Origin of the sequence: Cryobacterium sp. TMT2-14, assembly GCF_004402465.1 — a bacterium.
Taxonomy (GTDB): Bacteria; Actinomycetota; Actinomycetes; order Actinomycetales; family Microbacteriaceae; genus Cryobacterium; species Cryobacterium sandaracinum.
Map to the genome: position 1 here is coordinate 64758 of NZ_SOFV01000042.1, position 26572 is coordinate 91329.

Annotated in this window: 31 protein-coding genes, 2 tRNA genes and 1 riboswitch; of the genes, 18 read left to right on the forward strand and 15 right to left on the reverse strand. The window is 68.4% G+C overall.

What is annotated here, in order from left to right; all coding sequences use genetic code 11:
• Positions 1 to 71 precede the first annotated feature (71 nt).
• Together E3O28_RS14615 and E3O28_RS14620 are read left to right on the forward strand one after the other, a co-directional pair.
• Positions 72 to 236 carry a hypothetical protein gene (locus E3O28_RS14615; RefSeq protein ID WP_198411617.1) on the forward strand — a complete coding sequence of 55 codons (165 nt, stop codon included), beginning with the start codon at positions 72 to 74 and terminating at the stop codon, positions 234 to 236.
• Between the two features lie 328 nt (positions 237 to 564).
• A complete protein-coding gene (locus E3O28_RS14620; RefSeq protein WP_241973149.1) occupies positions 565 to 750 on the forward strand; it encodes a hypothetical protein in 186 nt (61 codons plus the stop codon).
• 29 nt (positions 751 to 779) lie between these two features.
• Here the strand turns inward: E3O28_RS14620 and E3O28_RS14625 are convergent, their stop codons facing one another.
• Positions 780 to 1343, reverse strand: coding sequence for a TIGR03086 family metal-binding protein (locus tag E3O28_RS14625; RefSeq protein WP_104103241.1), 564 nt, complete (start codon positions 1341 to 1343; stop codon positions 780 to 782).
• A gap of 197 nt (positions 1344 to 1540) precedes the next feature.
• Here E3O28_RS14625 and E3O28_RS14630 point away from each other — a divergent pair, with 197 nt between their 5' ends.
• Both E3O28_RS14630 and E3O28_RS14635 read left to right on the forward strand, forming a co-directional pair.
• Entirely contained in the window at positions 1541 to 2761 is a 1221-nt protein-coding gene (locus tag E3O28_RS14630) for a DNA polymerase IV (protein WP_134343104.1), read from the forward strand.
• 54 nt (positions 2762 to 2815) lie between these two features.
• Positions 2816 to 3148: a hypothetical protein gene (locus E3O28_RS14635; RefSeq protein WP_134416588.1), complete on the forward strand. Its 333-nt coding sequence runs from the start codon at positions 2816 to 2818 to the stop codon at positions 3146 to 3148.
• A 440-nt stretch (positions 3149 to 3588) separates the two neighbouring features.
• Here the strand turns inward: E3O28_RS14635 and nhaA are convergent, their stop codons facing one another.
• On the reverse strand, positions 3589 to 4962 hold the full coding sequence (nhaA, locus tag E3O28_RS14640; protein WP_134416590.1) for a Na+/H+ antiporter NhaA: 1374 nt from the start codon (positions 4960 to 4962) through the stop codon (positions 3589 to 3591).
• A 360-nt stretch (positions 4963 to 5322) separates the two neighbouring features.
• Positions 5323 to 5432: riboswitch (TPP riboswitch) on the forward strand.
• 37 nt (positions 5433 to 5469) lie between these two features.
• Between nhaA and E3O28_RS14645 the strand changes: the two genes are divergently transcribed.
• From E3O28_RS14645 to E3O28_RS14665, 5 genes are read left to right on the forward strand one after another with little or no spacing between them, the layout of a single operon-like run.
• A complete protein-coding gene (locus tag E3O28_RS14645; protein ID WP_104103251.1) occupies positions 5470 to 6102 on the forward strand; it encodes an ECF transporter S component in 633 nt (210 codons plus the stop codon).
• Between the two features lie 10 nt (positions 6103 to 6112).
• Positions 6113 to 7636, forward strand: coding sequence for an ABC transporter ATP-binding protein (locus E3O28_RS14650; protein ID WP_134416592.1), 1524 nt, complete (start codon positions 6113 to 6115; stop codon positions 7634 to 7636).
• Positions 7633 to 8415, forward strand: a complete 783-nt coding sequence (locus E3O28_RS14655; RefSeq protein WP_134343107.1) for an energy-coupling factor transporter transmembrane component T — start codon at positions 7633 to 7635, stop codon at positions 8413 to 8415. Before E3O28_RS14650 ends, E3O28_RS14655 begins: the two co-directional genes overlap by 4 nt.
• A complete protein-coding gene (locus E3O28_RS14660) occupies positions 8402 to 9025 on the forward strand; it encodes an ATP-binding protein (RefSeq protein WP_241973150.1) in 624 nt (207 codons plus the stop codon). Before E3O28_RS14655 ends, E3O28_RS14660 begins: the two co-directional genes overlap by 14 nt.
• Positions 9026 to 9052: 27 nt before the next feature.
• On the forward strand, positions 9053 to 9313 hold the full coding sequence (locus E3O28_RS14665) for a hypothetical protein (protein ID WP_104103259.1): 261 nt from the start codon (positions 9053 to 9055) through the stop codon (positions 9311 to 9313).
• 44 nt (positions 9314 to 9357) lie between these two features.
• On the opposite strand, the gene E3O28_RS14670 is transcribed toward E3O28_RS14665, so the two are convergent.
• The 5 genes from E3O28_RS14670 to orn form a co-directional block, all read right to left on the reverse strand.
• The gene (locus tag E3O28_RS14670) at positions 9358 to 10659 is read right to left on the reverse strand and encodes a hypothetical protein (protein ID WP_134400925.1); all 1302 of its coding nucleotides are present in this window, start codon (positions 10657 to 10659) and stop codon (positions 9358 to 9360) included.
• A 23-nt stretch (positions 10660 to 10682) separates the two neighbouring features.
• Positions 10683 to 11033, reverse strand: a complete 351-nt coding sequence (locus tag E3O28_RS14675; protein WP_134416594.1) for a metallopeptidase family protein — start codon at positions 11031 to 11033, stop codon at positions 10683 to 10685.
• A 42-nt stretch (positions 11034 to 11075) separates the two neighbouring features.
• Entirely contained in the window at positions 11076 to 11960 is an 885-nt protein-coding gene (locus E3O28_RS14680) for an ABC transporter substrate-binding protein (RefSeq protein ID WP_166784844.1), read from the reverse strand.
• 160 nt (positions 11961 to 12120) lie between these two features.
• Positions 12121 to 12196: transfer RNA gene (locus tag E3O28_RS14685), tRNA-His, on the reverse strand.
• A 42-nt stretch (positions 12197 to 12238) separates the two neighbouring features.
• Positions 12239 to 12859 (reverse strand): oligoribonuclease, encoded by a 621-nt coding sequence (gene orn, locus E3O28_RS14690; RefSeq protein WP_104103271.1) that lies wholly within the window; start codon positions 12857 to 12859, stop codon positions 12239 to 12241.
• A 91-nt stretch (positions 12860 to 12950) separates the two neighbouring features.
• Here orn and E3O28_RS14695 point away from each other — a divergent pair, with 91 nt between their 5' ends.
• From E3O28_RS14695 to nadE, 3 genes are all read left to right on the forward strand, one after another.
• Positions 12951 to 13211 carry a thioredoxin family protein gene (locus E3O28_RS14695; protein ID WP_104103273.1) on the forward strand — a complete coding sequence of 87 codons (261 nt, stop codon included), beginning with the start codon at positions 12951 to 12953 and terminating at the stop codon, positions 13209 to 13211.
• Between the two features lie 41 nt (positions 13212 to 13252).
• Positions 13253 to 13325 (forward strand) — tRNA-Arg (locus E3O28_RS14700).
• Positions 13326 to 13380: 55 nt separating this feature from the next.
• A complete protein-coding gene (gene nadE / locus E3O28_RS14705; RefSeq protein ID WP_104103276.1) occupies positions 13381 to 14202 on the forward strand; it encodes an ammonia-dependent NAD(+) synthetase in 822 nt (273 codons plus the stop codon).
• A 58-nt stretch (positions 14203 to 14260) separates the two neighbouring features.
• Here the strand turns inward: nadE and E3O28_RS14710 are convergent, their stop codons facing one another.
• The 4 genes from E3O28_RS14710 to E3O28_RS14725 form a co-directional block, all read right to left on the reverse strand.
• Entirely contained in the window at positions 14261 to 14959 is a 699-nt protein-coding gene (locus E3O28_RS14710) for a hypothetical protein (protein WP_134416596.1), read from the reverse strand.
• 73 nt (positions 14960 to 15032) lie between these two features.
• On the reverse strand, positions 15033 to 15272 hold the full coding sequence (locus E3O28_RS14715; protein ID WP_104103281.1) for a DNA mismatch repair protein: 240 nt from the start codon (positions 15270 to 15272) through the stop codon (positions 15033 to 15035).
• Between the two features lie 76 nt (positions 15273 to 15348).
• Complete coding sequence (locus E3O28_RS14720; protein WP_134343111.1) at positions 15349 to 16305, reverse strand: DMT family transporter; 957 nt, start codon at positions 16303 to 16305, stop codon at positions 15349 to 15351.
• Positions 16306 to 16310: 5 nt separating this feature from the next.
• Positions 16311 to 17318, reverse strand: coding sequence for an aldo/keto reductase (locus tag E3O28_RS14725; protein ID WP_134400928.1), 1008 nt, complete (start codon positions 17316 to 17318; stop codon positions 16311 to 16313).
• Positions 17319 to 17335: 17 nt separating this feature from the next.
• On the opposite strand from E3O28_RS14725, the gene msrA reads away from it, so the two are divergent.
• The 5 genes from msrA to E3O28_RS14750 all read left to right on the forward strand — a co-directional run bounded on the left by msrA (position 17336) and on the right by E3O28_RS14750 (position 21620).
• The gene (gene msrA / locus E3O28_RS14730) at positions 17336 to 17857 is read left to right on the forward strand and encodes a peptide-methionine (S)-S-oxide reductase MsrA (protein ID WP_134343113.1); all 522 of its coding nucleotides are present in this window, start codon (positions 17336 to 17338) and stop codon (positions 17855 to 17857) included.
• A 432-nt stretch (positions 17858 to 18289) separates the two neighbouring features.
• Positions 18290 to 18772: a single-stranded DNA-binding protein gene (locus E3O28_RS14735; RefSeq protein ID WP_134416598.1), complete on the forward strand. Its 483-nt coding sequence runs from the start codon at positions 18290 to 18292 to the stop codon at positions 18770 to 18772.
• 123 nt (positions 18773 to 18895) lie between these two features.
• Complete coding sequence (locus E3O28_RS14740) at positions 18896 to 19429, forward strand: hypothetical protein (RefSeq protein WP_241973151.1); 534 nt, start codon at positions 18896 to 18898, stop codon at positions 19427 to 19429.
• Positions 19430 to 19434: 5 nt separating this feature from the next.
• A complete protein-coding gene (ettA, locus tag E3O28_RS14745; protein WP_104103296.1) occupies positions 19435 to 21117 on the forward strand; it encodes an energy-dependent translational throttle protein EttA in 1683 nt (560 codons plus the stop codon).
• A gap of 8 nt (positions 21118 to 21125) precedes the next feature.
• Positions 21126 to 21620 (forward strand): thioesterase family protein, encoded by a 495-nt coding sequence (locus E3O28_RS14750; protein ID WP_104103299.1) that lies wholly within the window; start codon positions 21126 to 21128, stop codon positions 21618 to 21620.
• A 22-nt stretch (positions 21621 to 21642) separates the two neighbouring features.
• Here the strand turns inward: E3O28_RS14750 and E3O28_RS14755 are convergent, their stop codons facing one another.
• Together E3O28_RS14755 and E3O28_RS14760 are read right to left on the reverse strand one after the other, a co-directional pair.
• Positions 21643 to 22056, reverse strand: a complete 414-nt coding sequence (locus E3O28_RS14755) for a Rieske (2Fe-2S) protein (protein WP_134416600.1) — start codon at positions 22054 to 22056, stop codon at positions 21643 to 21645.
• A 63-nt stretch (positions 22057 to 22119) separates the two neighbouring features.
• Positions 22120 to 22995 (reverse strand): acyl-CoA thioesterase II, encoded by an 876-nt coding sequence (locus E3O28_RS14760; RefSeq protein WP_233191540.1) that lies wholly within the window; start codon positions 22993 to 22995, stop codon positions 22120 to 22122.
• A gap of 78 nt (positions 22996 to 23073) precedes the next feature.
• Between E3O28_RS14760 and E3O28_RS14765 the strand changes: the two genes are divergently transcribed.
• Positions 23074 to 23751, forward strand: coding sequence for a hypothetical protein (locus tag E3O28_RS14765; RefSeq protein ID WP_104103304.1), 678 nt, complete (start codon positions 23074 to 23076; stop codon positions 23749 to 23751).
• Positions 23752 to 23836: 85 nt separating this feature from the next.
• On the opposite strand, the gene E3O28_RS14770 is transcribed toward E3O28_RS14765, so the two are convergent.
• Both E3O28_RS14770 and E3O28_RS14775 read right to left on the reverse strand, forming a co-directional pair.
• Positions 23837 to 24916, reverse strand: coding sequence for a nitronate monooxygenase (locus E3O28_RS14770; RefSeq protein ID WP_134416602.1), 1080 nt, complete (start codon positions 24914 to 24916; stop codon positions 23837 to 23839).
• A 70-nt stretch (positions 24917 to 24986) separates the two neighbouring features.
• Positions 24987 to 26552, reverse strand: coding sequence for a PucR family transcriptional regulator (locus E3O28_RS14775; protein ID WP_134416604.1), 1566 nt, complete (start codon positions 26550 to 26552; stop codon positions 24987 to 24989).
• Positions 26553 to 26572 lie beyond the last annotated feature (20 nt).

Sequence of the window (26572 nt, forward strand, 5' to 3'; positions counted from 1 at the left end):
CCGAAGTAAGTGACTACGGCCGCGACGGGTGCTCCGGGCTGGGCGGCAACCAGAGCCCCTGCGACTTCACGGTGAGCCCCGACCAGTGCGAGATCTCCCACGCCGGCGACGAGGAGTACGCGGCGCAGATCTGGTACTGGTCCACTCCCATTGAGGACTGCCTCGACGGCCGCACCGATGTGAAGTGCACCGACTACTCCGACTGGACGACCGCCTGGCAGGAGATCAAGGGTTAGCGCGGCATCCCCATCCGGCCGAGCCGAATCGGAGGAATCATGACGGGTGACACGGCGTCGCCGGGGCAACGGATGCCGGTGCCGCCGCACCGGGACACGCTCGCCCGGCGGGGTTCGATCACGCTGAGCCGGCATCCGCGGCTTCGCCTGACGCTGATGCTGTCCACCCCTCTGCTCTGGCTCGGCCTGATCTACATCGTTGCCCTCGTTGCCCTCGCCGCCCCGCTGATCACCTCTCTGTGGACGGTCGACAGCTTCACGGGCACCACCACACGGTCCTGGACGCTCGATAACATCATCACCGTGCTCCGGTTCGCTCTACCAGACGGTGACGACCTTCACCGCGGGGGCGGGCATCAAGACCCTGCCGATCTGGATTCTGGACAACCTGTTTCGCCCCAGCCAGGCACCGATCGTCAACGTCATCGCCGTGGTGCTGGTGCTGGTGCTGGTGTCGATCGTTTCGATCTACATCGCCCAACGCATTACCGGCTCGGAAAAGGAGAGCCGCTAGCCCCACGCCTGGCAGGTGCAGCCCGCGGGCTACGGCCGGCGCGGATCCCGGCCGGTCAGGGCGAGCAGCCGCGTCTGCAGGGGCGCGTTCTCGTCGGATGGTATCGGGGAGGCGAAGAGGCCGCTGGCCTCGAGGGTGTCCCGCTGGGGCTCGAACACCGTCCAGACCGCCTCGATCAGGGCCGGGTCGAGGGACTCGTCGGCGGCCGTTGCCCGCGCCAGGTCCCAGGAATGGATCGTGACGTCGGAGACCTGCTCGCGCAGGTAGTCGGATGCCGCTACCGTGTCATACGACAGGGTCACCGGTGCGTCGGCCGGGGTCGTTGCCCAGGCTGCGGCCGCCAGCGCCGAGTAGATGGCCCATTCCTTCGCGAGGTCCGGGCCCAGCGGGGTGAGTGAGCGCCGGGCGTCGAGCACCGAGAGGCCGCGCAGCAGCGCGGGGACCCACTGCTGTTCCAGCACCACGTGGCGCACCAACTCGGTCACGGTCCACTCGGTGTCCGGTGTGGCGGCGGCCCAGTCGGTGATCATGTCGACGCGGGCCCCGAACTCCTCGGCGGCCTGTTTCTGCAGCGCAAGCCAGTCATGCGTCATGGGACTCCCTCGGTAGAACGGGTGGAACGGATGCCCCTGCAACGCTACAACCGGCATCAGTCCCCGTGCATTCCGTCACCGTGCATTCCGCCCCGGCGCTGTTTACGTTCTCCCGTCGCGGAATCGGTCGCGGCCTGTCGCCGGTCCGGGTTAGGGTCTCTCCATGAGCAGGCAGGACGCATGAGCAGGCAGGACGCATGAGCAGGCAGGACGGCAGCGATCGCACGGTCTCGACAGGCGCGGTCGACGACAGCACCGCGACCCTGCTCCACATCGACCTGGACGCGTTCTTCGCGTCAGTCGAACTTCTCGATCACCCCGAACTGGTGCACCGCCCGGTGATCGTGGGGCACCGGTCCGGGCGCTCGGTGGTCACGGCGGCGAACTACGTGGCCCGGCGCTACGGCGTCAATTCGGCCATGCCCATGGCGCTCGCCCTGCGGCGCTGCCCGGAGGCGGTGGTGCTCGAACCGCACATGGGGCGGTACAAGGAATACTCCGACCGGGTGATGCGCATCTTCGAAGAGTTCACGCCGCTGGTCGAGCAGCTGGGCATCGACGAGGCCTTCCTCGACGTGGCGGGTGCCCGGCGCCTGCACGGCACCCCGGCCGAGATCGGCGCAAAGATCCGGGCCCGGGTCAAGGCCGAAACCGGACTCACCTGCTCGGTCGGTGCGGCGAGCACGAAGTTCGTCGCCAAGATGGCGTCGGGCCGGGCGAAACCCGACGGCCTGCTCGTGATCCCCGCCGACGAGACCCTCGCATTCCTGCATCCGTTGCCCGTCGGCACCCTGTGGGGGGTCGGCGCCACGACCGAGCAGGCGCTTCTCGGGCAGGGCCTGCGTCAGATCGGTGACCTCGCCCGCACCCCGCTCGCGGTGTTGCAGAAGTGCGTGGGCGACGCGTCGGGCCGCAAGCTGCACGAGCTTGCCTGGGGGAGGGACCCTCGGGTGGTCACGGTGGAGCACGAGGAGAAAAGTGTCGGCCACGAGGTCACCTTCGAATACGACGTGACGGATGTCGCCCGGCTCCGTAGCGAACTGCTGCGGCAGTCCGTTGCGGTGGCTGCCCGGCTGCGCCGCGCAGGCCTCGTCGGCCGCTGCGTGGTGCTCAAGGTGCGCTACACCGACTTCAGCACCGTCACCCGCTCCCGCACCCTGTCGGAACCGACCAGCGTCGGACGCCGGATCTACGAGGAGGTGGCTGCCAGCTTCGAGGCTCTGGCGGCCTCCGGCATCCGGGTGCGCCTCATCGGCGTGCGCGTTGAGCAGCTCAGCGGTGGCGACGGCACTGGCACCGGTCTCTGGGACCCCGACGACGACTGGCGGGGAGCCGAACGGGCCGTGGACTCGGTCACCGCAAGGTTCGGGCGCGGCACGGTGCGCCCGGCGTCGCTGCTGGATCCGGACACACCCTGATCAGGCCCACTCTGATCAGGCAACCGCAAACCAGACAGGGGGTAGCCTGAATCCATGACTAGCCTTCCAGAGAAGCTCGCAGATATCTCTCGTACCGCCGGCGTCAGGTCGGCCTACGGTGATCCGGTCCAGGTGGACGGCGTCACCCTGATTCCCGTTGCTCTCGTCTACTACGGCTTCGGCGGTGGCGAGGGTGACTCCGCCGCCACCGGCAGCGGGTCCGGCGGCGGGGGCGGCGGGGCATCCCTGCCGATCGGCGCCTACGTCAAATCGGGCACGACGGTGCGCTTCGAGCCCAACGTCATCTCGTTGCTCGCGGTCGGCATCCCGTTCCTCTGGGTGGCCGGCAAGGCGGTCTCCCGCGTAGTCCGCGCGCTCAAACGCTAGCAGCGCAGGCTCCCAGCCGCCCGGTCGCCCAGCCACTCCGACTGAGGATGTCGGGCTGCTGACTGCGCTCCGGCGCTATCAGTGCCCGCCGGCCAGCTCGATGAGTGAGTCTCCATAACCGAGGTTGAGGGGGGTTCGCGGATCGCGGGCTCCGTTGCGCTTGTTCCCGATTCCGACGCGCGTTTTCCCGCGGACAGCGACGCGGTGGATGAACGTAGGCTCTAACCGCCGCGTCTTTCGAGTCCGCGGACCTGCGGCACATCCGTCCTGAACGAATTCGACGGAGATTGTGCCCTGAACAGCGCGTTTGGGCTCAAAAACGGGTGTTGATCGATGAATCTCCGTCGAATTGGTTCGGTGCCGGGCACGGCGTTCCGCCCGTGACGACCAGCAGACACTCCGGCTGAGGGAGTTGGGCGGCTGGGTGCGCTCCGGCCCTGTCAGTGCCCGCCGAACCGCTCGTCGCGAGCCGGATCGGCCCCGAACACGTCTGGGACGCCGTCGTTGTCGGCGTCGAGTGCCTCTTTGGCGGCGATGCGCCCGTAGTGCCGGTTGCGGCTCCGCAGCACCACGGTCGCGAGTAGTGCCGCCAGCAGCGAACCGGTCAGGATAGCCACCTTGGCGTGTTCGTCGTGCGGACTACCCTGCCCGAAAGCCAGCTCGCTGATCAGCAGCGACACCGTGAAGCCGACACCGGCGAGCATGGCGACGCCGATCACATCCACCCAGGCCAGGTCCGGGTCAAGGGCGCCCCGGGTGGTCTTGGTGACCAGCCAGGTGGCGAGCATGATGCCAACCGGCTTGCCCACCACCAGGGCTACGACGATTCCGATCGCGACCGGGTCGGTGAGGGCCGTTGTCAGGCCTGACACGCCGCCGATCGTGACCCCGGCGGAGAAGAATGCGAACACCGGCACGGCGAAACCGGCCGAGAGCGGGCGGATGCGGTGCTCGAGGTTCTGCGCCAGGCCCGGGCCGGCGTCGGGTCCGCCGCCACGTCGGCTGCGCAGCACGGGCACGGCGAAGCCGAGCAGCACTCCGGCCACCGTGGCGTGGATGCCGGAGCCGTGCACGAGAACCCAGGTGGCGAGGCCGAGCGGCAGCAGAACGGCGCCCGCGGCCCACCTGGTGGTGCCGAACAGATAGGAGTGCGTATGCGCCAGAAAGGCGAAGAGGCTCAGCGGCACGATGGCGAGCAGCAGCAGAACAGGCTGGAGGTCGCCGGAATAGAAGAAGGCGATGATGGCGATGGCGAGCAGGTCGTCGACCACGGCCAGGGTCAGCAGGAAGATGCGCAGAGCGCTGGGCAGTTTGGAGCCGATCACGGCGAGCACGGCCACGGCGAAGGCGATGTCGGTGGCGGTGGGGATGGCCCAGCCTCGTAACATTTCCGGCCCCGAGCTGAACACGATCGCGGTGAAGATCACAGCCGGAACGATGACGCCGCCGACGGCCGCGGCGACCGGGACGACCGCGCGGCTGAAGGTGCGCAGATCGCCGGCGACGAACTCACGCTTGAGTTCGAGCCCGGCAATGAAGAAGAAGATCGCCAGGAGTCCGTCGGCGGCCCACGCGCCGAGGCTCAGATTGAGGTGCCACGGCTCGTAGCCGATCTGAAAGTCCCGCACCGCATAGTAGAAATCGGAGGCCCCGGTGTTGGCCAGGGTCAGCGCGAGAACCGTCGCCACCAGCAGGAGAGCGCCGCCCACGGTCTCTTTGCGCAGGATCGTCGAGACGTGCAGGTACTCGGGATAGCTGCTGCGGCGAAAGACGTTAAGTTTCGGGGTGGGAGGAAGAGGTGGTGGTTTCGGCATGGACGAGCCTCAGTCAATCAGGATTTTGTGGCACACGGACATTGCTGTCGACCAGACTTCCCGACACACCACGTCGAGCGTACCGCGTTCGGGCGGTCAACGCCGCCCGCGCCAGTTACACCGCCAGCGTCCCAGCCGCTGGCGGGAGCCCGGCCCTTCCCGCCAGCTGCGGGGGATGTGCCAGGGTCCGCGCACGGGTAGCCCGCGTCGCATCCGTCGTCGCCGCAAAATGAAGTGGCGCAGCAACAGAAGCAACAGCCCGGCGAGGATCAGGGGAACGGTGAACGTCATTCGCGCCCGACAGTGATGCGGGGGCGAGGCGAGGACTCCATCCCGCGAGTCTAGGCCGAGGTCTATACTTGAATCGAACACGGGAGTCCGGTCAACCGGGCTGAGAGGAAGCTTCTGAAGCTTCGACCGTCGAACCTGATCTGGATCATGCCAGCGCAGGGAGGCAAATTTTCTCGTTCCCGTGCCCTGGAACCATCTACGGAAAGGGCACGACCAGTGCACGCTACAACAACTCTTCTCACCTCCACCACGTCCCGCCAGCCGCGTAACTTCCGGTGGCGGGTCGTCGACATCGTCATCGCCAGTGTCATCGGCGTGGCCAGCGGGCTCATCTTCGTCGTCTGGAACCAGGCGTACAACCCGCTCAGCGGCCTGCTCACCCCGCTGCTGCCGGGCCTGCAGGCTCTCCTGGGCGGCGGATGGCTGTTCGCCGGCGTGCTCGGCGGCCTCATCATCCGCAAACCCGGCGCCGCGCTCTACACCGAGCTGCTGGCGGCGGTCGTGTCGACTCTGGTCGGCGGCACCGCCTGGGGAGCCACCATCCTGGTCTCCGGCCTGGTGCAGGGTCTCGGCGCGGAGCTGGTCTTCGCGCTGTTCTTCTACGCCAACTACCGCCTCGTCGTGGCCCTGCTCGCCGGCGCGGGTGCCGGCCTTGCCCTCGCCGTCAACGACCTGTTGCTCTGGTACCCCGGATCGGCCGTTCCCTTCATCACCATCTACACCGCCTCCTCGATCGTCTCCGGCATTGTCGTGGCCGGACTGCTGTCCTGGCTGGCCATGCGTGGCCTCGCCCGCACCGGGGCACTGTCGCGGTTCGCCGCCGGGCGATCGAACCGCACCCAGGTCTAGGGGGACGGCGATGACACCGGCAGCAGCGGCATCCGTCTCGGGAGCGTCCGTCGTGGCCCGCGGCTGGGGATGGCGGCATGCCGGGCGGCGGGGCTGGGCCGTCAACGGCCTCGACCTGAGAATCGAGCCGGGCGAGCGCGTGCTGCTGCTCGGCGCCTCCGGGGCCGGCAAATCCACTCTGCTGCACGCCCTCGCCGGGGTTCTCGGCGGCGACGAGGAGGGCGAGCAGCGCGGTCAGCTGCTTGTAAACGGCGCCGAGCCGACCGCAGCGCGCGGCCAGGCCGGGCTGCTGCTGCAGGACCCTGACTCCCAGGTGATCCTGGCGCGGGTGGGCGACGACGTCGCCTTCGGCTGCGAGAACCTGGGGGTGCCCCGCGAAGAGATCTGGCGCCGGGTGAGCGACGCCCTGGACATGGTCGGCCTGAACCTGCCGCTCAGCCATCCGACGTCGTCGCTGTCGGGTGGACAGAAGCAGCGCCTCGCCCTCGCTGGGGTGCTGGCGATGCGGCCGGGGCTGCTGCTGCTCGACGAACCCACAGCGAATCTCGACCCTGGAAGCGTGCTGGATGTGCGCGATTCCGTTGCCCGCGTGCTCGAGAACTCCGCGGCGACGTTCATCGTGATCGAACATCGGGTCGCCGTCTGGCAGAACCTTGTGAACCGGGTGATCGTGCTCGACGCGGCCGGGGGAGTGCTGGCCGACGGCCATCCCGACGACGTGCTGACCAGGCAGGGGGAACGGCTCGCGGCCGCGGGTGTCTGGGTGCCCGGGCGGGGCAACGGCCTGACTGCATCGCGGCGCGAGACCAGCTCGGCGTCGGCGCCCGGCTCGGTCCCTCTGCTCCGCACGCCCGGCCTCGCGGTCGCGCGCACGCGCGCCGGCGTGCTCGCCCGGGACATCGACCTCACGGTGCACGCCGGCACCGCTCTGGCAGTCACCGGACCGAACGGCGCCGGCAAATCGACCCTGATGCTCACCCTCGCCGGCCTGCTGAAACCGGCCGGGGGAGCGGTTCTCGCGAGCCCGGAGTTCGCCGGCGGGGCCGACGAGGAACCGATCCGCTGGAAGTCCCGCCAGCTGCTCACCCGCATCGGCACCGTGTTCCAGAGCCCGGAGCACCAGTTCGTGGCCGCCACCGTGCGGGCCGAACTCGCCGTAGGGCCGCGCGCCCTCAAACGGCCGGAGGCGAACATCAATGCCCGGGTCGACGAGGTGCTGCAGCGCCTGCGCCTGGACCACCTGGCCGAGGCGAACCCGTTCACCCTCTCCGGCGGAGAGAAACGTCGGCTGTCGGTGGGCACCGTGCTGGCCACCCAGCCACGACTGCTCATGCTCGACGAGCCCACCTTCGGCCAGGACCTGCGCACCTGGCGGGAGATCGTGGCCCTGCTCGACGAACTCCTGCGGGAGGGCACCGCGGTGGTCGCCGTCTCGCACGACACCGACTTCGTGGTCGCCCTGGCTGACCGGGAGTACCATCTGACCGGGCGGGCCGGCCGCAGCGTCACGCCGCGGGCGGCGGTGTCCCGGTGAGCGTGCTGACGCCTGCCCGGGGAACCCAGGCCATCTTCCGGATCAACCCGGTCGCGAAGCTGGCCGCCGCGCTGCTGCTGGCGGGCGTGCTCATCCTCACCATCGACTGGGTCTCCGCAGTCGTCGCCCTCGCCTGCGAGTTCGTGCTCTTCTTCTGGGCCGGGCTGTCCCTGAAGGCCTTCGCGGTGCGCACCCTGCCGGTCTGGATCGCCGCACCCACCGCCGGCGTCACCACCCTGCTCTACGGGCAGGCGGCCGGGGCGGTCTATTGGTCTTTCGGGCTGGTGAACGTGACCGAGGGATCACTCGAGCTGGCCATCGCCACGACCCTGCGCATCCTCGCCATCGGACTGCCGTCGGTCGTGCTCTTCGTGACCGTCGACCCCACCGACCTGGCCGACGGCCTCGGCCAAGTCGTGAAACTGCCGGCCCGCTTCGTGCTTGGCGGTCTGGCCGGGCTGCGCCTGGTCGGCCTGTTCCTCGAGGACTGGCGCGCCCTCGAACTGGCCCGGCGGGCCCGCGGCATCGCGGACCGCGGCGTCCTGCGCCGGCTGCTCAGCCAGGCCTTCGCCCTGCTGGTGCTGTCGATCCGGCGCGGCAGCAAACTCGCGACGGCGATGGAGGCCCGCGGGTTCGGCGCCTCGGTGCGGCGCACCTGGGCCCGCCCCTCCAGCTTCCGGGGGCGCGAGGTGGCCCTGGTCGGCATCGGTCTGGCCGTGGCCCTGCTCTCGGTGAGCGTCTCCGTGGCGACGGGAAGCTGGAACTTTGTCCTCACCTGATCTGCCCACGGCCGCCCTCGAACCGGCCGCCCCCGATCCGGTCGGTGACCGACGGATGCTGCTGGCCCCCGTGCTCCGCGACCTTGCCGCCGCCGGGATGGCGCCCGTCGTTCTCATCGACGGGCCGAGCGGCGCCGGCAAGAGCACCCTCGCCGACGCGCTCGTCGTCGCCTGGCCGGGACCGCTCCGGCCCACCCTGGTGCGGCTGGACGACATCTACCCCGGCTGGCAGGGGCTGGACGCCGCCGTCACGCACCTGCGCGAACAGGTGCTCGCCCCGAGAAGACTGGGCCGGCCCGCCGCCTGGCGGCGCTATGACTGGGAGCGGCGCGAGTTGGCAGAATGGCACCCGGTCGACCCGGCCCGCCCGCTGATCGTGGAGGGGTGCGGAACCCTGGCGGCCGCCCACGCGCCACTCAGCGACATCCGGGTCTGGCTGGCCGCCGACGACCGCATCCGCAAGCAGCGGGCCCTCGCCCGGGACGGCGAACTGTTCCGGTCGCACTGGGACCAGTGGGAAGCGGGCTGGGACGCTTACCGAGAGCGGGAGGCGCCCGAGCGGCAGGCGACGATCCGGCTGGCCGGGACCCCGGACATCCGTCGCCCGTAAGTCGGTGCCCGGGACTAGGTTGGAGGTATGGCTGATCAAGGTGCTGAAAATGTCGTTTACACCGCGGAATTCATTGACGGTCCCCTCGCGGGCCAGGTCGACACCCGGGTGCTGATCCAGGGCAAACATGACGCCCGGGTCAGCATGATGGCCGCCGTCGAGGGGGTCGAAACGCTGTTCTGGTACGACGAGGAGGACGTGCGCGATGTGCAGGGCCGCGTGCACGTGCGCTACCGGTTCGACGCGGGCGAGAGCGACCCGTTCCTGCCGACCGGCGAGCGCGAGTAGCCGCAGACCAGTAGCCGGCGGGCGGTCGCGGCAGCCTTTCGCCGCTAGCGGTCCGCGGCGATCAGCGCCGAGATCATCGGCACGGGGTGCAGGAGCCGCCAACCGAGGCCCGGCGCGCTGATCGTGCGGTCGAGCACCAGCGTCGACGTCACCTCGGTGCCCCCGGTCTCCACCGTGACCCGGCCGACGGTCTTGCCCGCCCGGCCGGTCGACACCGTCTCCAGGATCACCTCCGCGTCGCCCGGCGCCTGGGCCTGCCAGCCGTACGTCGTCGTGGCCGTGCGCACGGTTCCGGAGGCCTCGGCCCCCCACGGTGTGCTGAACTCCACGTAGGCGTCACCCTGGGCGAGGGTTGGCAGCTCGCGTACCCCGGCGCGGGCGCTCTCCATCAGGGCGGTGACGTCACTGGTCAGGGTGTCGTAATCGGGTTCGCCGAGCAGGGCACCGGCAAAGGTGTAGGTCGAGTCCGGGCCCTGCACCTGACCGGTGAAGAGAAAACAGACGCCCGCCCCGTCCGTGTAGCTGCGGGTGATGCCGGTGACGCCCTCCTCGGCCAGGAACGCCGTGGTGTTGTCCACGCCGCGCTGGCCCACCAGGGCGGAGGCCGGCTGGGAGAGGATGGCACCGATCACCGGGTCGGCGGCGGCCAGGCCGGCCAGCCGGGCAAGGTCGGTGGCCGTTCCGACGCTTTCGTCGTTGAGCCCGGTGGCGTCGGCGACACGAGTGCCGTCGAGGCCCTGCTTGCCCAGCCAGGCGTTGGCGGCGGCGCTGTAGGCGTCGAGGGAGCCGAAGGCCCAACGCGCCAGCGTGTCGGCGTGATTGTTGCTGGAGCCGAGGATCATCGCCTGGAGCAGCTCGGTCTCGGTCCACAGTTCGCCCGGGAAGACCACGACGGTGCGGGCACCGGAATTTCCGTAGTCGATGTAGTCCTGGTAATCCGCGGCCGTGATCGGGATCTGAGGCCCCGTCTCACCAAGGGTCAGCGGTTTCGCGTCGAGCACGACCAGGGCGGTCACGATCTTCGTCGCCGCGGCCATCGGCAGCGGTTCGGCCGTGCCGGCCACGGCGAGAGGCAGGGTGGTGGCGAGAGCGTCGGCGTCCAGCGCCGTCGTCTCCGGGAAGGCCGGATCGGGTGTGACCGTGGCCAGGCCGATGACGGCGCTGCCGCCGGTGGCCGGCAGCGCGGGCGGGAACGGAACCGACTCGCGGGCCGCCGGCGTGACCAGCGTGGCGGTGGCCTCAGGCAACGGCCCCAGTAGGGTGGCCGGCCCGTAGACGCCGACGGACAGGATGACGAGGGCGCCGACCGTGGCGCCGATGACGCGGGCAGGCCGGGATCTACTCATGACGCAAGGCTAACGGTGGTTGGTCATCCCCAGCCGAGGTCGTGCAGCCTGTCGTCGTCGATGCCGTAGAAATGGGCGATCTCATGCACCAGAGTGATGTGCACCTGGTCGCGCAACTCCCCGAGATCCGCGCAGAGGTCCAGCAGCGGCTCCCGGTAGAGCACGATCCGGTCCGGCATCTCACCGAAGCCGTACTGCCCGCGCTCGGTCAGGGCAACCCCGTCATAGAGCCCGAGGGTGTCCATCGTGCCGTCTTCGGGTCGGTCCTCGACCACGAAGATCACGTTGTCCAGGCCGTCGACCATGTCGTCGGGCAGGAGGTCGAGCTCGTCGACGACGAGACGCTGGAACTCCTCGTGAGTCAGCTGCGGCATCCGTTCAGCATCTCACATTCGTTCAGCCTCTCAGGGAGCCGGTCAGCCGTTGATCGTGATGGTGCTCAGGCCGCCGTCGGTGACGCCCCAGGTCTTGAGGATCTCGCCGTAGGAGCCGTCGTCGACCATGGACTGCAGGGCAGCCTGCACGGCCGCTGCCATCCCGGAGTCCTTCGCCACGGCCATGCCGTACGGTGCCTCGTCGAAGGAGGTGCCGGCCTTCTGCAGCTTGCCCGCGGTCTGCTGGATCGCGTAGAGGGTGACCGGGGAGTCTGCGCTGAAGGCGTCGGCCTGGCCGAGCACAGTGGCGTTCGTGGCCAGGTCCTGGGTGTCGAACTTGAGCTTGTCGATCGGGGGCTTTCCGGCGGCGACGCATGCGGCGCTCTTGGCCGGGATTTCATCGGTGTCCTCGTAGGTGGTGGACTGCACGGCGATCTTCAGGCCGCAGGCGCCGTCGGGGTCGACGGTGGTGCCGGTGGCGGAGGCCCACTGGATGCCGGCCGTGTAGTAGTTGACGAAGTCGACCTGCTCCTGGCGCTTCAGGTTGACGGTGAAGGACGAGTTTCCCAGGTCCATCTCGCCGCCGATGATGCTCGGGATGATGGTGTCGAAATTCGCGACCTTGTAGTCGGCGGTCAGACCCAACTTCGCGGCAACCGCGGCGCCGAGTTCGACTCCCCAGCCGATCGGGTTGCCGGAATCGTCCTTGAACTCGTTGGGGGAGTAATTCGGGCTCGTGCCGATCACGAGCGTGTCGGAGGCGCGGACCTTCTCCGGGAGCAGCGCCGAGGCGGCGGCATCTTCGGTCACGGTCTTGGCGGGCGCGGTGGCGTCGGCTCCGGGAACCGGCACAGTGTTGTCGACGCAGCCGGTGAGCAGGAGGGCGGCCACCGCAGCGACGGCGGGGAGGGCGAAACGAGCACGCATGGAGAGATCCCTTTCAGCTGTCCCGGACGCCGTTGGACCGCGGGAAGGCCGAGGCGAGGACACCATTTCGGTGCGGCGTTTCGATGCCGGAAATGCGAACGCGCGGCCGAATCCGAGGGCCCGGTCGCGCGTTCGATGGACTGTTTCTGCGTGTTTCAATTGGGGTGAGTAACGGGGCTTGAACCCGCGGCCTTCCGGACCACAACCGGATGCTCTACCAGCTGAGCTATACCCACCATGCGCTGCTTTCTCACAGAGAAGGCAACTTGACAAGTGTATTACATGTTCGCAGCGAAAATGTTCACGGCTTCGGCCGCGCTGTTCTTCGCCTGTTGGCTGGACGGCCCGGGGTCGGCCACGAACACGGTTTGGCGGTAGTACGCCAGTTCGCGGATGGATTCGAGGATGTCAGCCAGGGCGCGGTGTCCGCCGTCTTTCGCGGGGGCGTTGAAGTACACCCGAGGGTACCAGCGGCGTGCGAGTTCCTTGATCGAGGACACGTCGACGTTGCGGTAGTGCAGCTGGGCGTCGAGGCGAGGCATAAATTTCATCAGGAAGGCCCGGTCGGTGCCGATGGAATTTCCCGCCAGCGGAGCCCTCTGCTCGGCCGGGATGAACTGCAGTACGTATTCCAGCACCAGGGTCTCGGCCTCGGCGGCGCTGATTCCGTTCGGGATCTCGTTGATCAGCCCGCTGGTCTCGTGCATGTTGCGCACGAAGTCGTTCATGTTCTCCAGCGACGCCTGATTCGGCTTGATGATGAGGTCGAGTCCCGGGTCGATGATGTTCAGGTCGTAATCGGTGATCACTACAGCGATCTCCACCAACTCGTCGGAATCAATGTCCAAACCGGTCATCTCGCAGTCAATCCACACCAACCGGTCACTACTTTTTTTCATGTGCCGAGTCTAACGGCGGACGCCGACCGGCCCTGTTGCGCTGATCCCGGCAGCGGTGCGACTGAGACGTGCGCTCCGTAGACTACCTCGCATGGAATTGACGTACTTCTCCTCCGCCTTCTGTGAGCCCTGCATGCAGACCCGGGCAGTCCTGGCCGAGGTCGAACGCCTCGTGCCTCAGGCGACCGTGCGTGAGCTCGACGTGGTGCGGGACGTCGCGGAAGCCGAGGCCGACGGCATCCGGATCACCCCCACGGTGATCATCCGGGACGCGGCCGGGATCGAGGTCTTCCGGGCCACGGGTGTGCCGACACTCGCCCAGGTGCTCGTGGCGGCCGCGAAGGCCGTTTGAGCGCCGGCGGGCCGGGTCTGCGGTATCGTTGATCGTTCTTCGCCCCCGTAGCTCAGTGGATAGAGCAGCGGCCTTCTAATCCGCTTGTCGTAGGTTCGATTCCTACCGGGGGCACCGCACAACACCCGTGAATCCTGTTGCTCTACCCTCGGTTTGGTAGATTCGGGAAATGCGAGAACTACAGGCGCGAATCATCGCGGAGCTGAACGTGTCCCCCCATATCGATGCATCCTCCGAGGTTCGCCGCAGAGTGCAGTTCCTCGCGGACTACCTGGTCCGAACGGGGGCACAGGGCCTCGTGCTCGGCATCAGCGGGGGTCAGGATTCCAGCCTGGCCGGCCGTCTGTGCCAGCTGGCCGTGGAGCAGCTCGCCGAGGCGGGACATTCGGCCATCTTCCAGGCCGTGCGCCTGCCGTACCGGGTGCAGCGGGACGAGGAGGACGCGCAGCTCGCCCTGGAATTCATTCGTCCTGCGTCGACCGTCACCTTCGACATCAAGCGCGCCGTCGACGGCATCGAAGCGGAATTCGCCGATGCGACGGGCCGCCCGCTGCCGGACTTCGACAAGGGAAACGTCAAGGCCCGGGTGCGCATGGTCGCCCAGTATGCCCTCGCCGGCTCGGCCGGCCTGCTGGTCGTGGGCACCGACCACGCCGCCGAGGCGGTCACGGGATTCTTCACCAAGTACGGCGACGGCGGCACGGACATCCTGCCGCTGACCGGACTGACCAAGCGTCAGGGGCGAGCGCTTCTGGTCGAGCTGGGGGCGCCGGACCGGTTATACCTCAAGGCACCGACTGCCGACCTTCTCGACGACAACCCCGGCCAGACCGACGAGGCCAACCTGGGGTTGCGGTACGAGCAGATCGACGACTTCCTGGAAGGGCTGCCCGTCGACGATCTCGTCGCCGAGACGATCGAGAACCGCTACCTCGGCACCGAGCACAAGCGCCAGGTCCCGGCATCGATGTTCGACGAGTGGTGGCGCTGACTCGTGAGAGCTGTGAGCCGCCGCCTCGCTCGGGAGCGCGGCGGCGGCTCACGGACGTCTAGCTCTGGAGCGGGGTGGGGCGCACTTCCAGTGCCTGCACGTCGTCGAGGAGGCGCTGGGTCTCCGTCGACGCCGAGGCCGTTCCAGACGCATATTGTAGCGGGGCAGGCACGGGCGCGGCCGGCGCGGCGGTGAACTGGTCGTGGTGCTGCTGGGCGGTCCAGGCATCCTGCTCGGCGAGGAGGTTCTTCTCGGTGCTGTTCTTGGAGATCTTCCACCGGTCGAGGTCGCTCTGGAAGATCTTGCGGGTGCGGCCCGGCTTGTCCTGCCATTCGACCAGGCGGTCGCGGAACTCGAGCAGCGCGGGCTCGAGCTGGTACCCGAACGTGGCCGAGGTGCGCTTGAGCTCAGCGAGTTGATGCGCGGCCCAGTTCGCGGCGACGCCCGAACCCTTGATCGGCAGGAGGCGCAGCTGCACGTCGGCCTGGCCCACCGCGCGGTCCGCCATGACCTGCTCCTGCGGCGTGAGCGAGTTCCAGACGGATGCCTCGGTCGCGGCATCCACGAGGGTGCCGATCACGGCCGCCTTGAGAGCCCGGTCGTTCTGCGCCAAGAGGCGTTTGATCGCCCCGCGGGAGATCACCGCCGCCAGAAGGCTTGCGACGACGATCGAGACGATGAGCACCACGGCGCTGAAAACCATGGACTGATTGCTGGCTGCCGTGAGCCAGGATACGAAACTATTCCACCACTGCATGAGCGCACTTTACCGGCGTCTCGTCCCGATCTCCGGGAGCGGCGCGGCGTGCCCTGCGGAGAGGTGCGCGCAGTCAGCGGAAGCAGTCGGCCGCGTCGTCAATGCGCCAGAACGAACCGACGTTCATTGTGCGGGTGGCGGCGAGCAGGCGCCGCGCGGCGAAGTGGTCGCCGTCGACCTCGGTGCGCCGCTCGATGTGCCCGAGCACCATGCCGGACCGGTTCGAGACCCGCCAGAGGCCGTCTTTCACGGGAACAAACTGCAGACCGCGGATGACCGGCAGTCGGGGAAGTGGGGACGCTGGTGTGGACATGGAATTCTCCGAGATCGACCGTACGCGGGTGAGGGTCCCCTCAGGCTACGGAGAGCCACCGACAGTGGTTTCGGCGCTACCGCAGAGGTCCGTTCAGCAAAACCATGTCCTGGCTGGCCAGGTCGAGGTCCACAACCCGGTTCGGACGTGCGGTCTGGGCGACGACGATGCCCGCGAGCACAAGGACCACCCCCGCCATCTGCAGCCCGTCGAGGGACTCGCCGAGCCAGAGGAACGCGAACGCGAAGGCGAAGATCACCTCCGAGGCAGACACGATGCCGGCCGCCGTGGCAGTCAGTCGGCCGAGCGCCATGTACGAGAACAGATACGGGGCGAAGGAGCCGAACACGCCGTTCCACAGCGTCAGCAGCCACAGCGGGAGAGACACCGCCCCGAGGTTGCCGTTCAACGCGACATCCTGAACCAGGGTCTGCGGCTCGACCTGCCACCAGGCGCTGAACACGAGCCAGAACGCGCTGGCGAAAAGCATGGACCAGAACGACACGGCCAGTGGCGAGGTCGCGGCGACCTGCCGCTCCCCGACCAGGAAATACACTGCCAGGCAGATTGCGGCGAGGATTCCCGCCAGCACACCCAATTCAGAGAGGGTGCTGGCCCAGATCTGGGCGACGACGGCCATGCCGATCAGAACGCAGCCGATGGCCAGCCAGATGCGGGATTTGACCCGCTCCTTGAAGACGAACCGGGCGACCAGGGCGACGATCAGCACCCCGGTGTACTCGAGCATGAGCGCGATGCCCACCGGCAGCAGACTGATCGCCACTGCGTAGAACCACTGGATCAGGGCGACCCCGGCCACCCCCAGGATGGCCATTACCGCGAGCTGGCGCAGGCTGATGCGGAACGCCCGCCGGTTGGTCACGAGCAACAGACCGCCGGCCAGGAGGGCGACGACCGTGACCCGGAAGAAGGTCAGCTGAGCCGGGGACAGGCCCGCATCCACGATCACCTTGGTGGTGCTGCCGTTGAGGCCGAAGAGCAGCGACGCGAGGAGAGCGTAGAGATAGCCCACTTCGCTCAGCCCAGACCGGTGCCGTGCACGGCGTACGGTTCGATCTCGTCGATTTCGATCTGGGTGAGAGGCGGGGCATCCAGGGCCGCCACGGTCTGCTCGAGCTGGTTCAGGCTGCTCGCGCCGACCAGCACACTGGTCACCGACGGCTGGCGCAGGATCCAGGTGACCGCCAGCTGGGCCAGCGTCTGGCCGCGCGCGGCGGCAATCTCGTTCAGGGCGCGGGCACGGCCCTGGTAGGTGTCGGTGAGAACGTCCTCCGACAGGAAATCGCTCGTCGCGACCCGCGAGCCTGCCGGAACGGTGCCGTCCAGGTAGCGGTCGGTGAGAAGTCCCTGTGCGAGCGGCGAGAAGACGATGCTGCCCATGCCGAGCTCGTCGAGCACGGGGAAGAGCCCGTCTTCGATGTGGCGGTCGAACATCGAGTAACGCGGCTGGTGGATCAGGAGGGGGATCTTGTGCTCGGCCAGCGCCGCCGCCGCGGCCCGCGTCTGCTCGGGGGTGTAGCTGGAGATGCCGACATAGAGGGCCTTTCCCTGCTGCACCGCCGACGCCAGCGCGCCCATGGTCTCCTCGATGGGAGTCTCCCGGTCCGGCCGGTGGGAGTAGAAGATGTCGACGTAGTCGACGCCGAGCCGGCCCAGGCTCGCGTCGAGGGAGGAGAGCAGGTACTTGCGAGAACCGAAGTCGCCGTAGGGGCCCGGCCACATGTCGTAGCCGGCCTTGCTGGAAATGATCATCTCGTCGCGGTAGGCCCGGAAATCTTCGGCGCAGATGCGGCCGAAGTTGGTCTCGGCGGCTCCGGGAGGAGGACCGTAGTTGTTGGCCAGGTCGAAGTGGGTGACCCCCAGGTCGAAGGCACGGCGCAGGATGGCGCGTTGGGTCTCGATCGGGCGCTCGTGGCCGAAGTTGTGCCAGAGGCCGAGAGACAGCGCCGGCAGTTTGAGGCCGCTCCGTCCGACGCGTCGGTAGGTCATGTCGGCATAGCGGTTCGGAGCTGGCACGAAGGTCATGCCGTTACTCTAGGGGTGTGCAAACTTTTGTGGTCGCAGGTGGATGTTTCTGGTGTCTCGATGCCGTGTATCGGGTGTTGCGTGGCGTGAGCGAGGTGGTTTCCGGGTATACCGGGGGAGGGGCTCAACGGCCAACGTATGAGTCGGTGTGCACGGGCCGTACCGGCCACGCCGAGGCCATCGCCGTGACGTTCGACCCGGAGGTCATCCCGGCCAGCGTCATCCTCGACGTGTTCTTCTCGCTGCACGACCCGACCCAGCTGAACCGCCAGGGCGCCGACGTGGGCACCCAGTACCGGTCGGCGATGTTCTATGCCGACGACGCGCAGAAGCGGCTCTTCGAAACCGCTCGCACTCGCGCCGCCGAATGGTGGGGCGGCGGCGTCGTCACCACGATCGATCCGCTCGGCGAATACTTCGTGGCCGAGGACCACCACCAGGACTTCTTCGCCAAAAACCCAGGTCAGGGCTACTGCATGGCCGTCGCGCTGCCCAAGGTGAACAAGATCCGCAAGTCCTACGCCGAATACCTCCTCTAGCAGCGCGAGTTCGTGTATTCGTAGGCGGCGAGTATCGCCGAGCGCGGCGAAATGAACGGGTTTTCTAGCTGCCGTGCCAGCGCCGCCGAGACCGCCGTGCGGAAACCCGGAGCCAAACGAATTCGACGGAGATTTTGCCCAAAGCGGCACTAGAAGCTGGGAAAGAGCGCTTTCACAGGAGAATCTCCGTCGAATTGGTTCGACACCGACCGCGGCGCGCACCCGGACCCTCTCCGTCAGAAGCGAGCCCAGCCCTCCCCAGCTGCGGGGGGCGGTCATTCGGCACCGGTTCCGGATGCCGCGGCCGCGCGTCGTCCTGCCGCCACACACTCGGAGTACGCGATCTGGGGCGGCGGAGACGGGCACGAGCCGTCGCTCCAGGTCGCGTGTTCCGGGCATTCGTCCGGGGCTCACAGGATGAGGGAGACCGTAATGAGCGACAGCATCACCGTGACCGGAATCGTGGCCACCACGCCCCGTCACCTTGTGACCAGTGCGGGGCTGGCCATCACGTCGTTTCGGCTGGCATCAAGCCAGCGTCGCTTCGACCGTGTGAAACAGACCTGGGTTGACGCCGAGACCAACTGGTACACGGTGTCCTCCTTCCGGCAGCTCGCCCACAACGTGGAGCGCTCGGTGCAGAAGGGTGAGCACGTAGTCGTGGCGGGGCGGTTGCGCATCCGGCCGTGGGAAAATGCCGACCGCAACGGTACCTCGGTCGAGGTCGAGGCAGAGACCGTCGGGCACGACCTGGCCTGGTGCAGCACCGTCTACACGCGCTCGCCGCCGCCCGGCGCAGCGTCGGCGCCACATCCGACCGAGCCCACGGACGGCTTCCTACCTGCCGATACTGACGACGCACCCCCGATGCGCGACGAGGCAGAGTCCGCGGCGTTAGTCGGGGTCGATTCCTGATGGCGGCAACTCGGCACAGTATCCGGCACAGTCACCGGGACAGTGACCGGAATAGACTCTCGGGGACACGGGGCATCTGGCAGACTCAGAGGTCTGACCGCACCGCGGTCGCGGAAGGACCACGTGCCGGCACCATCAGATCGGGAAACCCGGAGACGTCGAACCGGCATCCGTTCCCCACGCACCGGTAGCGCGTTGCTGCTCGGGCTGGCCGTCACGGTCAGCCTCGCGGCCTGCTCGGCGGCACCGGCCGCGACTTCCTCGAGCACGGCCACGGCGTCGGCGTCGGCTCGTCCGACCGCGAGCGCGGCGCCCATACCCGCGCCGCAGCTACAGCCGGAGAAGGATGCCGCGGCGAACCTGGCCTACTTCGACAGCGTCGCCACGGCGGTCGTCACCGCTGACGAGAATGCCGGCGGGCGGGCATTCGTGGACGCGCTGGGGGCCTCCGGCTTCGACCGGGCCCAAATGGAGGTTACCTTCGACGAGACCAACATCGACCTCCCAGCGGACTCTATCCAGTTCTCCGTTCGGTTCAACGGCGAATGCCTGATCGGGCAGAACGGACCGGCCACGGGCGGGTACCACAGCGCGGTCACGGCGATCCTCGCATCCGGAACGTGTCTGGTCGGGGCCACGCGGCAAATAGACTGGTAAGCACTATGGCTGAATTTATCTACACGATGGTCCGCGCTCGCAAGGCGGTCGGCGACAAACTGATCCTCGACGACGTCACCATGTCGTTCTTCCCCGGCGCCAAAATCGGTATCGTGGGGCCGAACGGCGCCGGAAAATCCACGATCCTGAAGATCATGGCCGGGCTGGACACCCCCAGCAACGGCGAGGCGAAGCTCTCGCCCGGCTACTCGGTCGGCATCCTGATGCAGGAGCCCGAACTCGACGAGACCAAGACGGTCCTCGAGAATGTGCAGGAGGGCGTCGGCCCGATCAAGGCCAAGGTCGACCGGTTCAACGAGATCAGCCTCGCGCTCGGCGAACCCGACGCGGACTTCGACGCACTGCTGGCCGAAATGGGCACGCTGCAGGAGGCCATCGACGCCGCCGACGCCTGGGACCTCGATTCCCAGCTGGAGCAGGCCATGGACGCCCTCCGCACCCCGCCGGGCGATTACTCCGTCGCCGACCTCTCCGGCGGTGAGAAGCGCCGCGTGGCGCTGACCAAGCTGCTGCTGCAGAAGCCCGACCTGCTCCTCCTTGACGAGCCCACCAACCATCTCGACGCCGAAAGCGTGCTCTGGCTCGAGCAGCACCTGGCCCAGTACCCCGGCGCCGTTCTCGCCGTCACCCACGACCGGTACTTCCTCGACCACGTGGCCGAGTGGATCGCCGAAGTCGACCGCGGCCACCTGTACCCCTACGAGGGCAACTACTCGACCTACCTCGAGAAGAAGCAGGAACGGTTGCTCATCGCGGGCAAGAAGGACGCGAAGATGGCCAAGCGCCTCGCGGACGAGCTCGAATGGGTGCGCTCGAATGCGAAGGGCCGCCAGGCAAAGTCGAAGGCGCGTCTCGCCCGCTACGAAGAGATGGCGGCAGCGGCCGAAAGCACCCGCAAGCTTGACTTCGAAGAGATCCAGATTCCCGTCGGCCCGCGCCTCGGTGCCCAGGTCATCGACGCCAAGAAGGTCAAGAAGGGCTTCGGCGACCGGGTCCTCATCGAGGATCTCTCCTTCACCCTCCCGCGCAACGGCATCGTCGGCATCATCGGCCCCAACGGCGTGGGCAAGACCACGCTGTTCAAGACGATTGTCGGACTCGAGCCACTGGACCTGGGTGAACTGAAGATCGGCGAGACGGTCGACATCTCCTACGTCGACCAGAGCCGCGCGGGCATCGACCCGAACAAGTCGCTTTGGGAGGTCGTCTCCGACGGCCAGGACTATATCCAGGTCGGCAAGACCGAGATCCCGTCGCGGGCCTACGTGTCCACATTCGGCTTCAAGGGTCCCGACCAGCAGAAGAAGGCCGGCGTGCTCTCCGGTGGTGAGCGCAACCGCCTCAACCTGGCGCTCACCCTCAAGCAGGGCGGCAACCTGCTGCTGCTCGACGAGCCCACCAACGACCTGGACGTCGAAACCCTCGGCTCGCTCGAGAACGCGCTCCTTGAATTCCCCGGCTGCGCCGTGGTCATCACCCACGACCGGTGGTTCCTTGACCGAATCGCCACGCACATCCTCTCCTATGAGGGCACCGACGAAGACCCGGCGAACTGGTACTGGTTCGAGGGCAACTTCGAGTCGTACGAGCAGAACAAGATCGAACGCCTTGGCCCGGATGCCGCGAAACCGCACCGGTCCGCGTACCGCAAGCTGACCCGCGACTAGGACCCGCGGTGAAGCTGCGCGTGCCGGTGAAGTTGCGCTGGTCGGATCTGGACGCCTACGGCCACGTCAACAACGCCGAGTTGTTGCGTGTGCTCGAGGATGCGCGCATCCAGGCGTTCTGGCCGGATGAAGACGGCGACGGCCCCGGGGCGTTCGCCGGCACCGCCGTGCTGGACGGGCGCCCGGGCGCGGCGACGCTGACCCTGATCGCGCGGATGGAGGCCGAGTATCTGGCTCCGATTCCGTATCTGAGGCAGCCTCTGGACATCCGTCTCTGGCTCGGCAAGCTCGGCGGCGCCAGCCTCGAGGTCTGCTACGAGGTCTGGACTCCGATCGGCCTGGAGCCAGCGGTTCTCTTCGCGCAGGCGAGCACCACAATCGTGTTGGTGGACGCCGCGACCGAGCGGCCGCGCAAGATCAACGAGGTCGAGCGCGCCGCTTGGGCTCCATACGTAGACGAACCCATCCGATTCACCCGGCGCGCGTCCCTGCCGGCTGAGTAGGCCGGCCCGGACGCAGTCCGCCTCAGCCGGCGGTGACGGCGTCGCCGGTGACGGTGACCTTCACCGACGCCAGCGGTTCGGTCGCCGGTCCGGCGAGGGCCTCGCCGGTGGCACGGTCGAACTTCGAGCCGTGGCAGGGGCAGTCGAACTCGTCCTTTACCGCTTTGACCACGCAGCCCTGGTGGGTGCAGATCGCGCTGAACGCCACCACGGTGCCGGCCGTGGGCTGGCTGATCAGGATGGGCTTGCCATCGAGGGAGGCCTCGATCGAACCGCCCACGGGGATGTCGGCGAGCTTGGCTAACTCCACCGGGCCAATCTTGCCGGTGCCGGAGTCTGCGGCGCCGTCGGTGCTGCAGCCGACCAGCGCGACGGCGGTGCCAGCGGTGCCGAGCAGGAGCGCGGTGCGGCGGGAGATGTCGGTGGCGTTCGTCATGGTTCTCCTCGATCGGGCGGGCGTTCAGAGATGCTCAGAGACGCTCAGAGCATGTGAGAGAGGCTACTCTGCGTTCGTGGGCACGCGCAGCATGCCCTCCTGCGCGACCGTGGCGAGAAGCAGGCCCGCCCGGCTGTAGATGCTGCCGGTGGAGAGACCGCGTCCACCCTGGGCGGTCGGGGAATCCTGTACGTAGAGCATCCACTCGTCGACCCGGCCGAAGCGGTGGAACCACATGGCGTGGTCCAGGCTCGCAACCTTGAGCCCGGGTGTGGCCCAGGCCACGCCGTGGCGACGCATGACAGGCTCCATGATCGAGTAGTCGCTGGCGTATGCCAGCGCGGCGCGGTGCAGGTCAGGGTCGTCGGGCAACGGGCCCATGGTCTTCATCCACACGGCCTGGCGAGAGGTGTGCTCGCCGTCCACCTTGAGGTAGATCGGCGACGGCAGGTGCCGCATGTCGAACGGACGCTCGTTCGCCCAGTAGCGGGCGATGGAGTGGTCGACCTGGGCCAAAGCATCCGCCGCCGTCGGCAAGGACTCCGGGTCGGGCATATCGGTTGGCATCTCGATCTGGTGCTCGAGGCCTTCATCACCGTCCTGGAACGAGGCGATCATCGACAGGATCGGATGCCCGTCCTGATAGGCCTGCGTGCGGCGGGTGGAGAAGGAGCGGCCGTCGTGGATGCGATCGACGGAGAAGGTGATCGGCTGGCCCACGTCGCCGGGGCGCAGGAAATAGCCGTGCATCGAGTGCACATGGCGGTCGTCGGGAACCGTGCGCATCGCGGCGACCAGTGACTGGGCGAGCACCTGCCCGCCGAAAACGCGGCCGAGCGGCATCCACTGCGACGGCCCGGTGAAGATGTCCTCGCTGGTGCGGGCGCCCGTGTCGGTGAGGTCCAGGGCGGTTAGAAGGCCCTCCATCGGCAAGTCCATGTGGCCTCCTCAGGCGCGTGGCGGAGCAGACGCGCGCACCGGTGTGACGCGCGCCGTACCTTGGTAGTTTAGGAGCAGATGAGTAAGTCATTTTCTCTCCCAGAGTCCCTGTCCCTTCGCGACCTCCAGGTCTACCTCTCCCGCGCTAGCCGGGTGGAGGACGGTTCCGTGCGCCTCATTCAGGCCGCGGGGGTGCTCGCTGTCTACACCGCGATCCTCTACCCGCGCGGTCTCCTCGACTCCAGCCCGACCGTGCTGGGCCTGCGCACCTTCGCGCTCACCGCACCGGTCGAGCTCGACGCGGTCGTTCCCGTGCGCTCCCTGCTGGACCGCCTCGCCCGCCTCACCGCGGCCGTGCTGGAGGACGAGGCGACAGTGACCGTAACCGTGCCGCTGGAAGTGACCACCGTGACCTGGGCCGGTATCTCGCCGCCCCAAGGCGGCTGGACCCTGCTCGGTGAAACGGATGCCGCCCTGCTCGACGGTGCGGCGCAGGCCGGCATTGAGGAAGTCGCCGCCGTCATCCCGGCGGGAACCGGCGGGCAGATCGTGCAGCGGGTGCGCTCCGAAGTCTGGAGCCGCCCGATCCCCGGCCTGGAAATCGTGCCGGCCGGCGCCGCCTTCGCGGCCGTCAGCCTCGGTTTCCTGCCGAAAAACGAGCCCGTGCGCCTGTTCGAGACGGGCCTGTGGACCCGGCTGAGCACGAGCCGCGGCCACATCCTCGTGCGTCGCAAGCCCTGGTCGCTGAGCCGCTGACTATTCGCTGGGTGTTCGCACCGTGCCCCGAACGAATTCGACGGAGATTTTGCCCGGATCGGCCTTAAACTGGCCGAGAATCGGCTCAAACATCAAAATCTCCGTCGAATTGGTTCGACACCGGTCGCTGACTCGGCGACACGCGGGCGTCCTGCCACAGCCGGGTGAGCACGTCGGCCGCCGGTTCTGCGCGGGCAGAGCGGAAGCCGGTGCCCGCCCAGAGGGCGAGTCCGTCGGCGTCGCCGCGTCGACCCGCATCCGCCCTGAGGCCACTGGTGAGATGGTTCACCTGAGGATAAGCCCGGGGCGCGGTGGCGTCGTGCTCGATGATGAACGCGTTGCGCAGCCCCCGTGCCGGACGCCCGGAGAACGCGCGCGTGACCACGGTGCGATCAAAGTTCGGGTCGACGAGCGCGTCCTTGTGCGCCTGCTGGGCGCCGGACTCCGCGGTGCGGAGGAACGCCGTGCCCAGTTGCACGGCGTCCGCGCCGGCCGCCAGGAGCGTCGCGATCCCGGCACCGGAGTGGATGCCCCCGGCCGCGATGAGCGGCAGAACCGCCAGGTCCGAAATGGCGCGGACCAGTTCGATCAGGGGAGTGGTCTCCGGTTCTTCGGCCGTCGTGAAGGTCGCCCGGTGTCCGCCTGCTTCCGGGCCCTGCACGCAGAGCACATCGACTCCGCGTTCCTCCGCGAGAACCGCCTCCCGAACCGAGGTGACCGTGGCGATCACGCACGCGTCGACGGCGTGCAAACCGTCCACGGCCTCGGCCGGCGGCAACCCGAAGGTGAACGACACCACGGGGACTCGGTGCCCGATGAGAAGGGACACCTTGGCGGAGAACCAGTCATCGTCTGCGGCCAGTGTCGGGGGCAATTCCACGCCGTGTTCCAGCGCGGTCGCTGCCAGGCTCCGGCGGTAGGCATCGACTCCGGCCTGGTCGGTCAGTGGTGGCCCGGGAACGAATACGTTCACGCCGTACGGCGGCCGCGAGCCCTGGTGCACGTCGGCGATCTGCCGGGCCAGCGCATCCGGGGTCTTGTACCCGGCGGCCAGGAACCCGAGGCCGCCCCCCGCGCTGAGGCTGCGCACCAGGGCTGGGGTGGACGCGCCACCGGCCATGGGTGCCGCGATGATCGGAATGCGAAGGTCCTTCAGACTGAACATTGTCTCTTTCCGGTGTGTGGGTGCTTGCGTCACAGTGTGCGAGCCGCCTCGTGCGTGCGGTGTTTCCGGCCTATCCCGCCGACGCCAGCAGCGCCGCCCAGAGGTCGGCGCGGGCGTGGAAGGCGCCGAGGTCCCGCCCGAGCAACTGCTCGGCGTGGCTGATCCGGCCGCGCACGGTGTGTCGGTGCACGCCGAGCTCCGTCGCGGCCGGGCCGAACTGGCCGTTGCGCTCGAGCCACACCCGCAGGGTGGGGAGCAGCGCCGTGCCGTGGGCGGCATCGTGGTCGGAGAGCGGCCGGAGGGTGGCGCGGCCGACCTCCGAGGCATCCGTTCGGGCCAGGAACGCGAGCACGCCCTGCCGTGAAATCACCTCGAATTCGACGATGCCCGCCGCGCCTTCGTGGGCGCGCTCGAGCGCCTGTCGGGCCTGGGCCGCCGCGTGCGGCAGGGCACGATAGGCGCTCCGGTCGGAGACGCCCACGTGCAGCCCGAGGCCCACCAGCTCGGCGAGCACCGGATCGGCGGCGACATCGAGGACAAGCAGCACCTGGCCGCCGTCGCGGGCGAAGAACAGGTGCCCGGGGCGTTCCTCGACCCGCAGTTCGAGCAGCTCGGCCAGAGCGTCCAAGCGTTCGGGCGGCGGGGAGACGACGGCGACCCGTACCGGCTCGGCCGGGAGGGCACCCCAGAGCTCCCGGGAGATGCTCTGCACCAGCGGCAGGTCGCCGCCGAGCAGCGCCTGCAGCAGCCCGGACCGCAGGTGGCCGCGGGCGCGACCCTGGGCGCTGTTCTGCTCGAGCGCGAGCCCGGCGAGGGCGATGACGCTGGTCACCACCTGCTGGCTGGCCTGGTCGAGCAGGGTGCCGCCCCCGAGGGCCAGCACCCCGCGCAGCTGGCCTTGCCTCCCCAGGGTCTGCAGGGTCAAAGTCGCGCCGCCCTCGTCGAGGGTGGTGCCGGCCCGCTGCCCGCGGCGGAGCAGCCGGCCGGCCTCCGCCTGCACCTGCGGCAGGGCGCTGGAGGAGGCGGAATCGGAGAACGCGTCGCGGGGGAAGACCCGGTCGAGCGTGCCGCTCGCGTCAAAGAGCGCGACCCAGTGGCCCAGCTGCCGGGACAGCTCGCTAAGAATGTTGCTCAGGCCGTCGGGTCGGAGGGCCGCGTGCGAGATGGCCCGCTGGGCGTCCAGCGCCCAGGTGTTGCGGGCATAGCGCAACTCGGCGACCAGGTCGCCGGCCGCGCGGGCCACCGCGATGAACGGAGTGTCATAGGGCACCTCGATCAGGGGCAGCCCCTCGGCAAGGCAGGCCGCAACGAGAGCCTCCGGCGTGCCGGCGCGCACGACCTCCGTGCCGAAGCCGAGACAGGCGATGCCGCGGGCCGTGAGCCGGCGCACGTAGTCGCGGTAGTGGGCATCCGTCATCGGGTCGGCGAACTGGGTGCCGGTGGTGAGGAGCACTTGGCTGGCGGAGAGAAACGGCGTCGGGTCGGCCAGGTCGGAGCCGTGCACCCACTCCACGGGCTGGTCGAGCGCGCGTGCCGGCAGCTGCGGCTCGGCCGTGAGCAGGCGCAGCTGGAGGCCGGGCTGGGCCAGCAGGCGGCGCACGGTGGGCAGGAGCGGCGGGGCCAGGTTCGGAGCCATGCGACGAGTGTACAACGTGG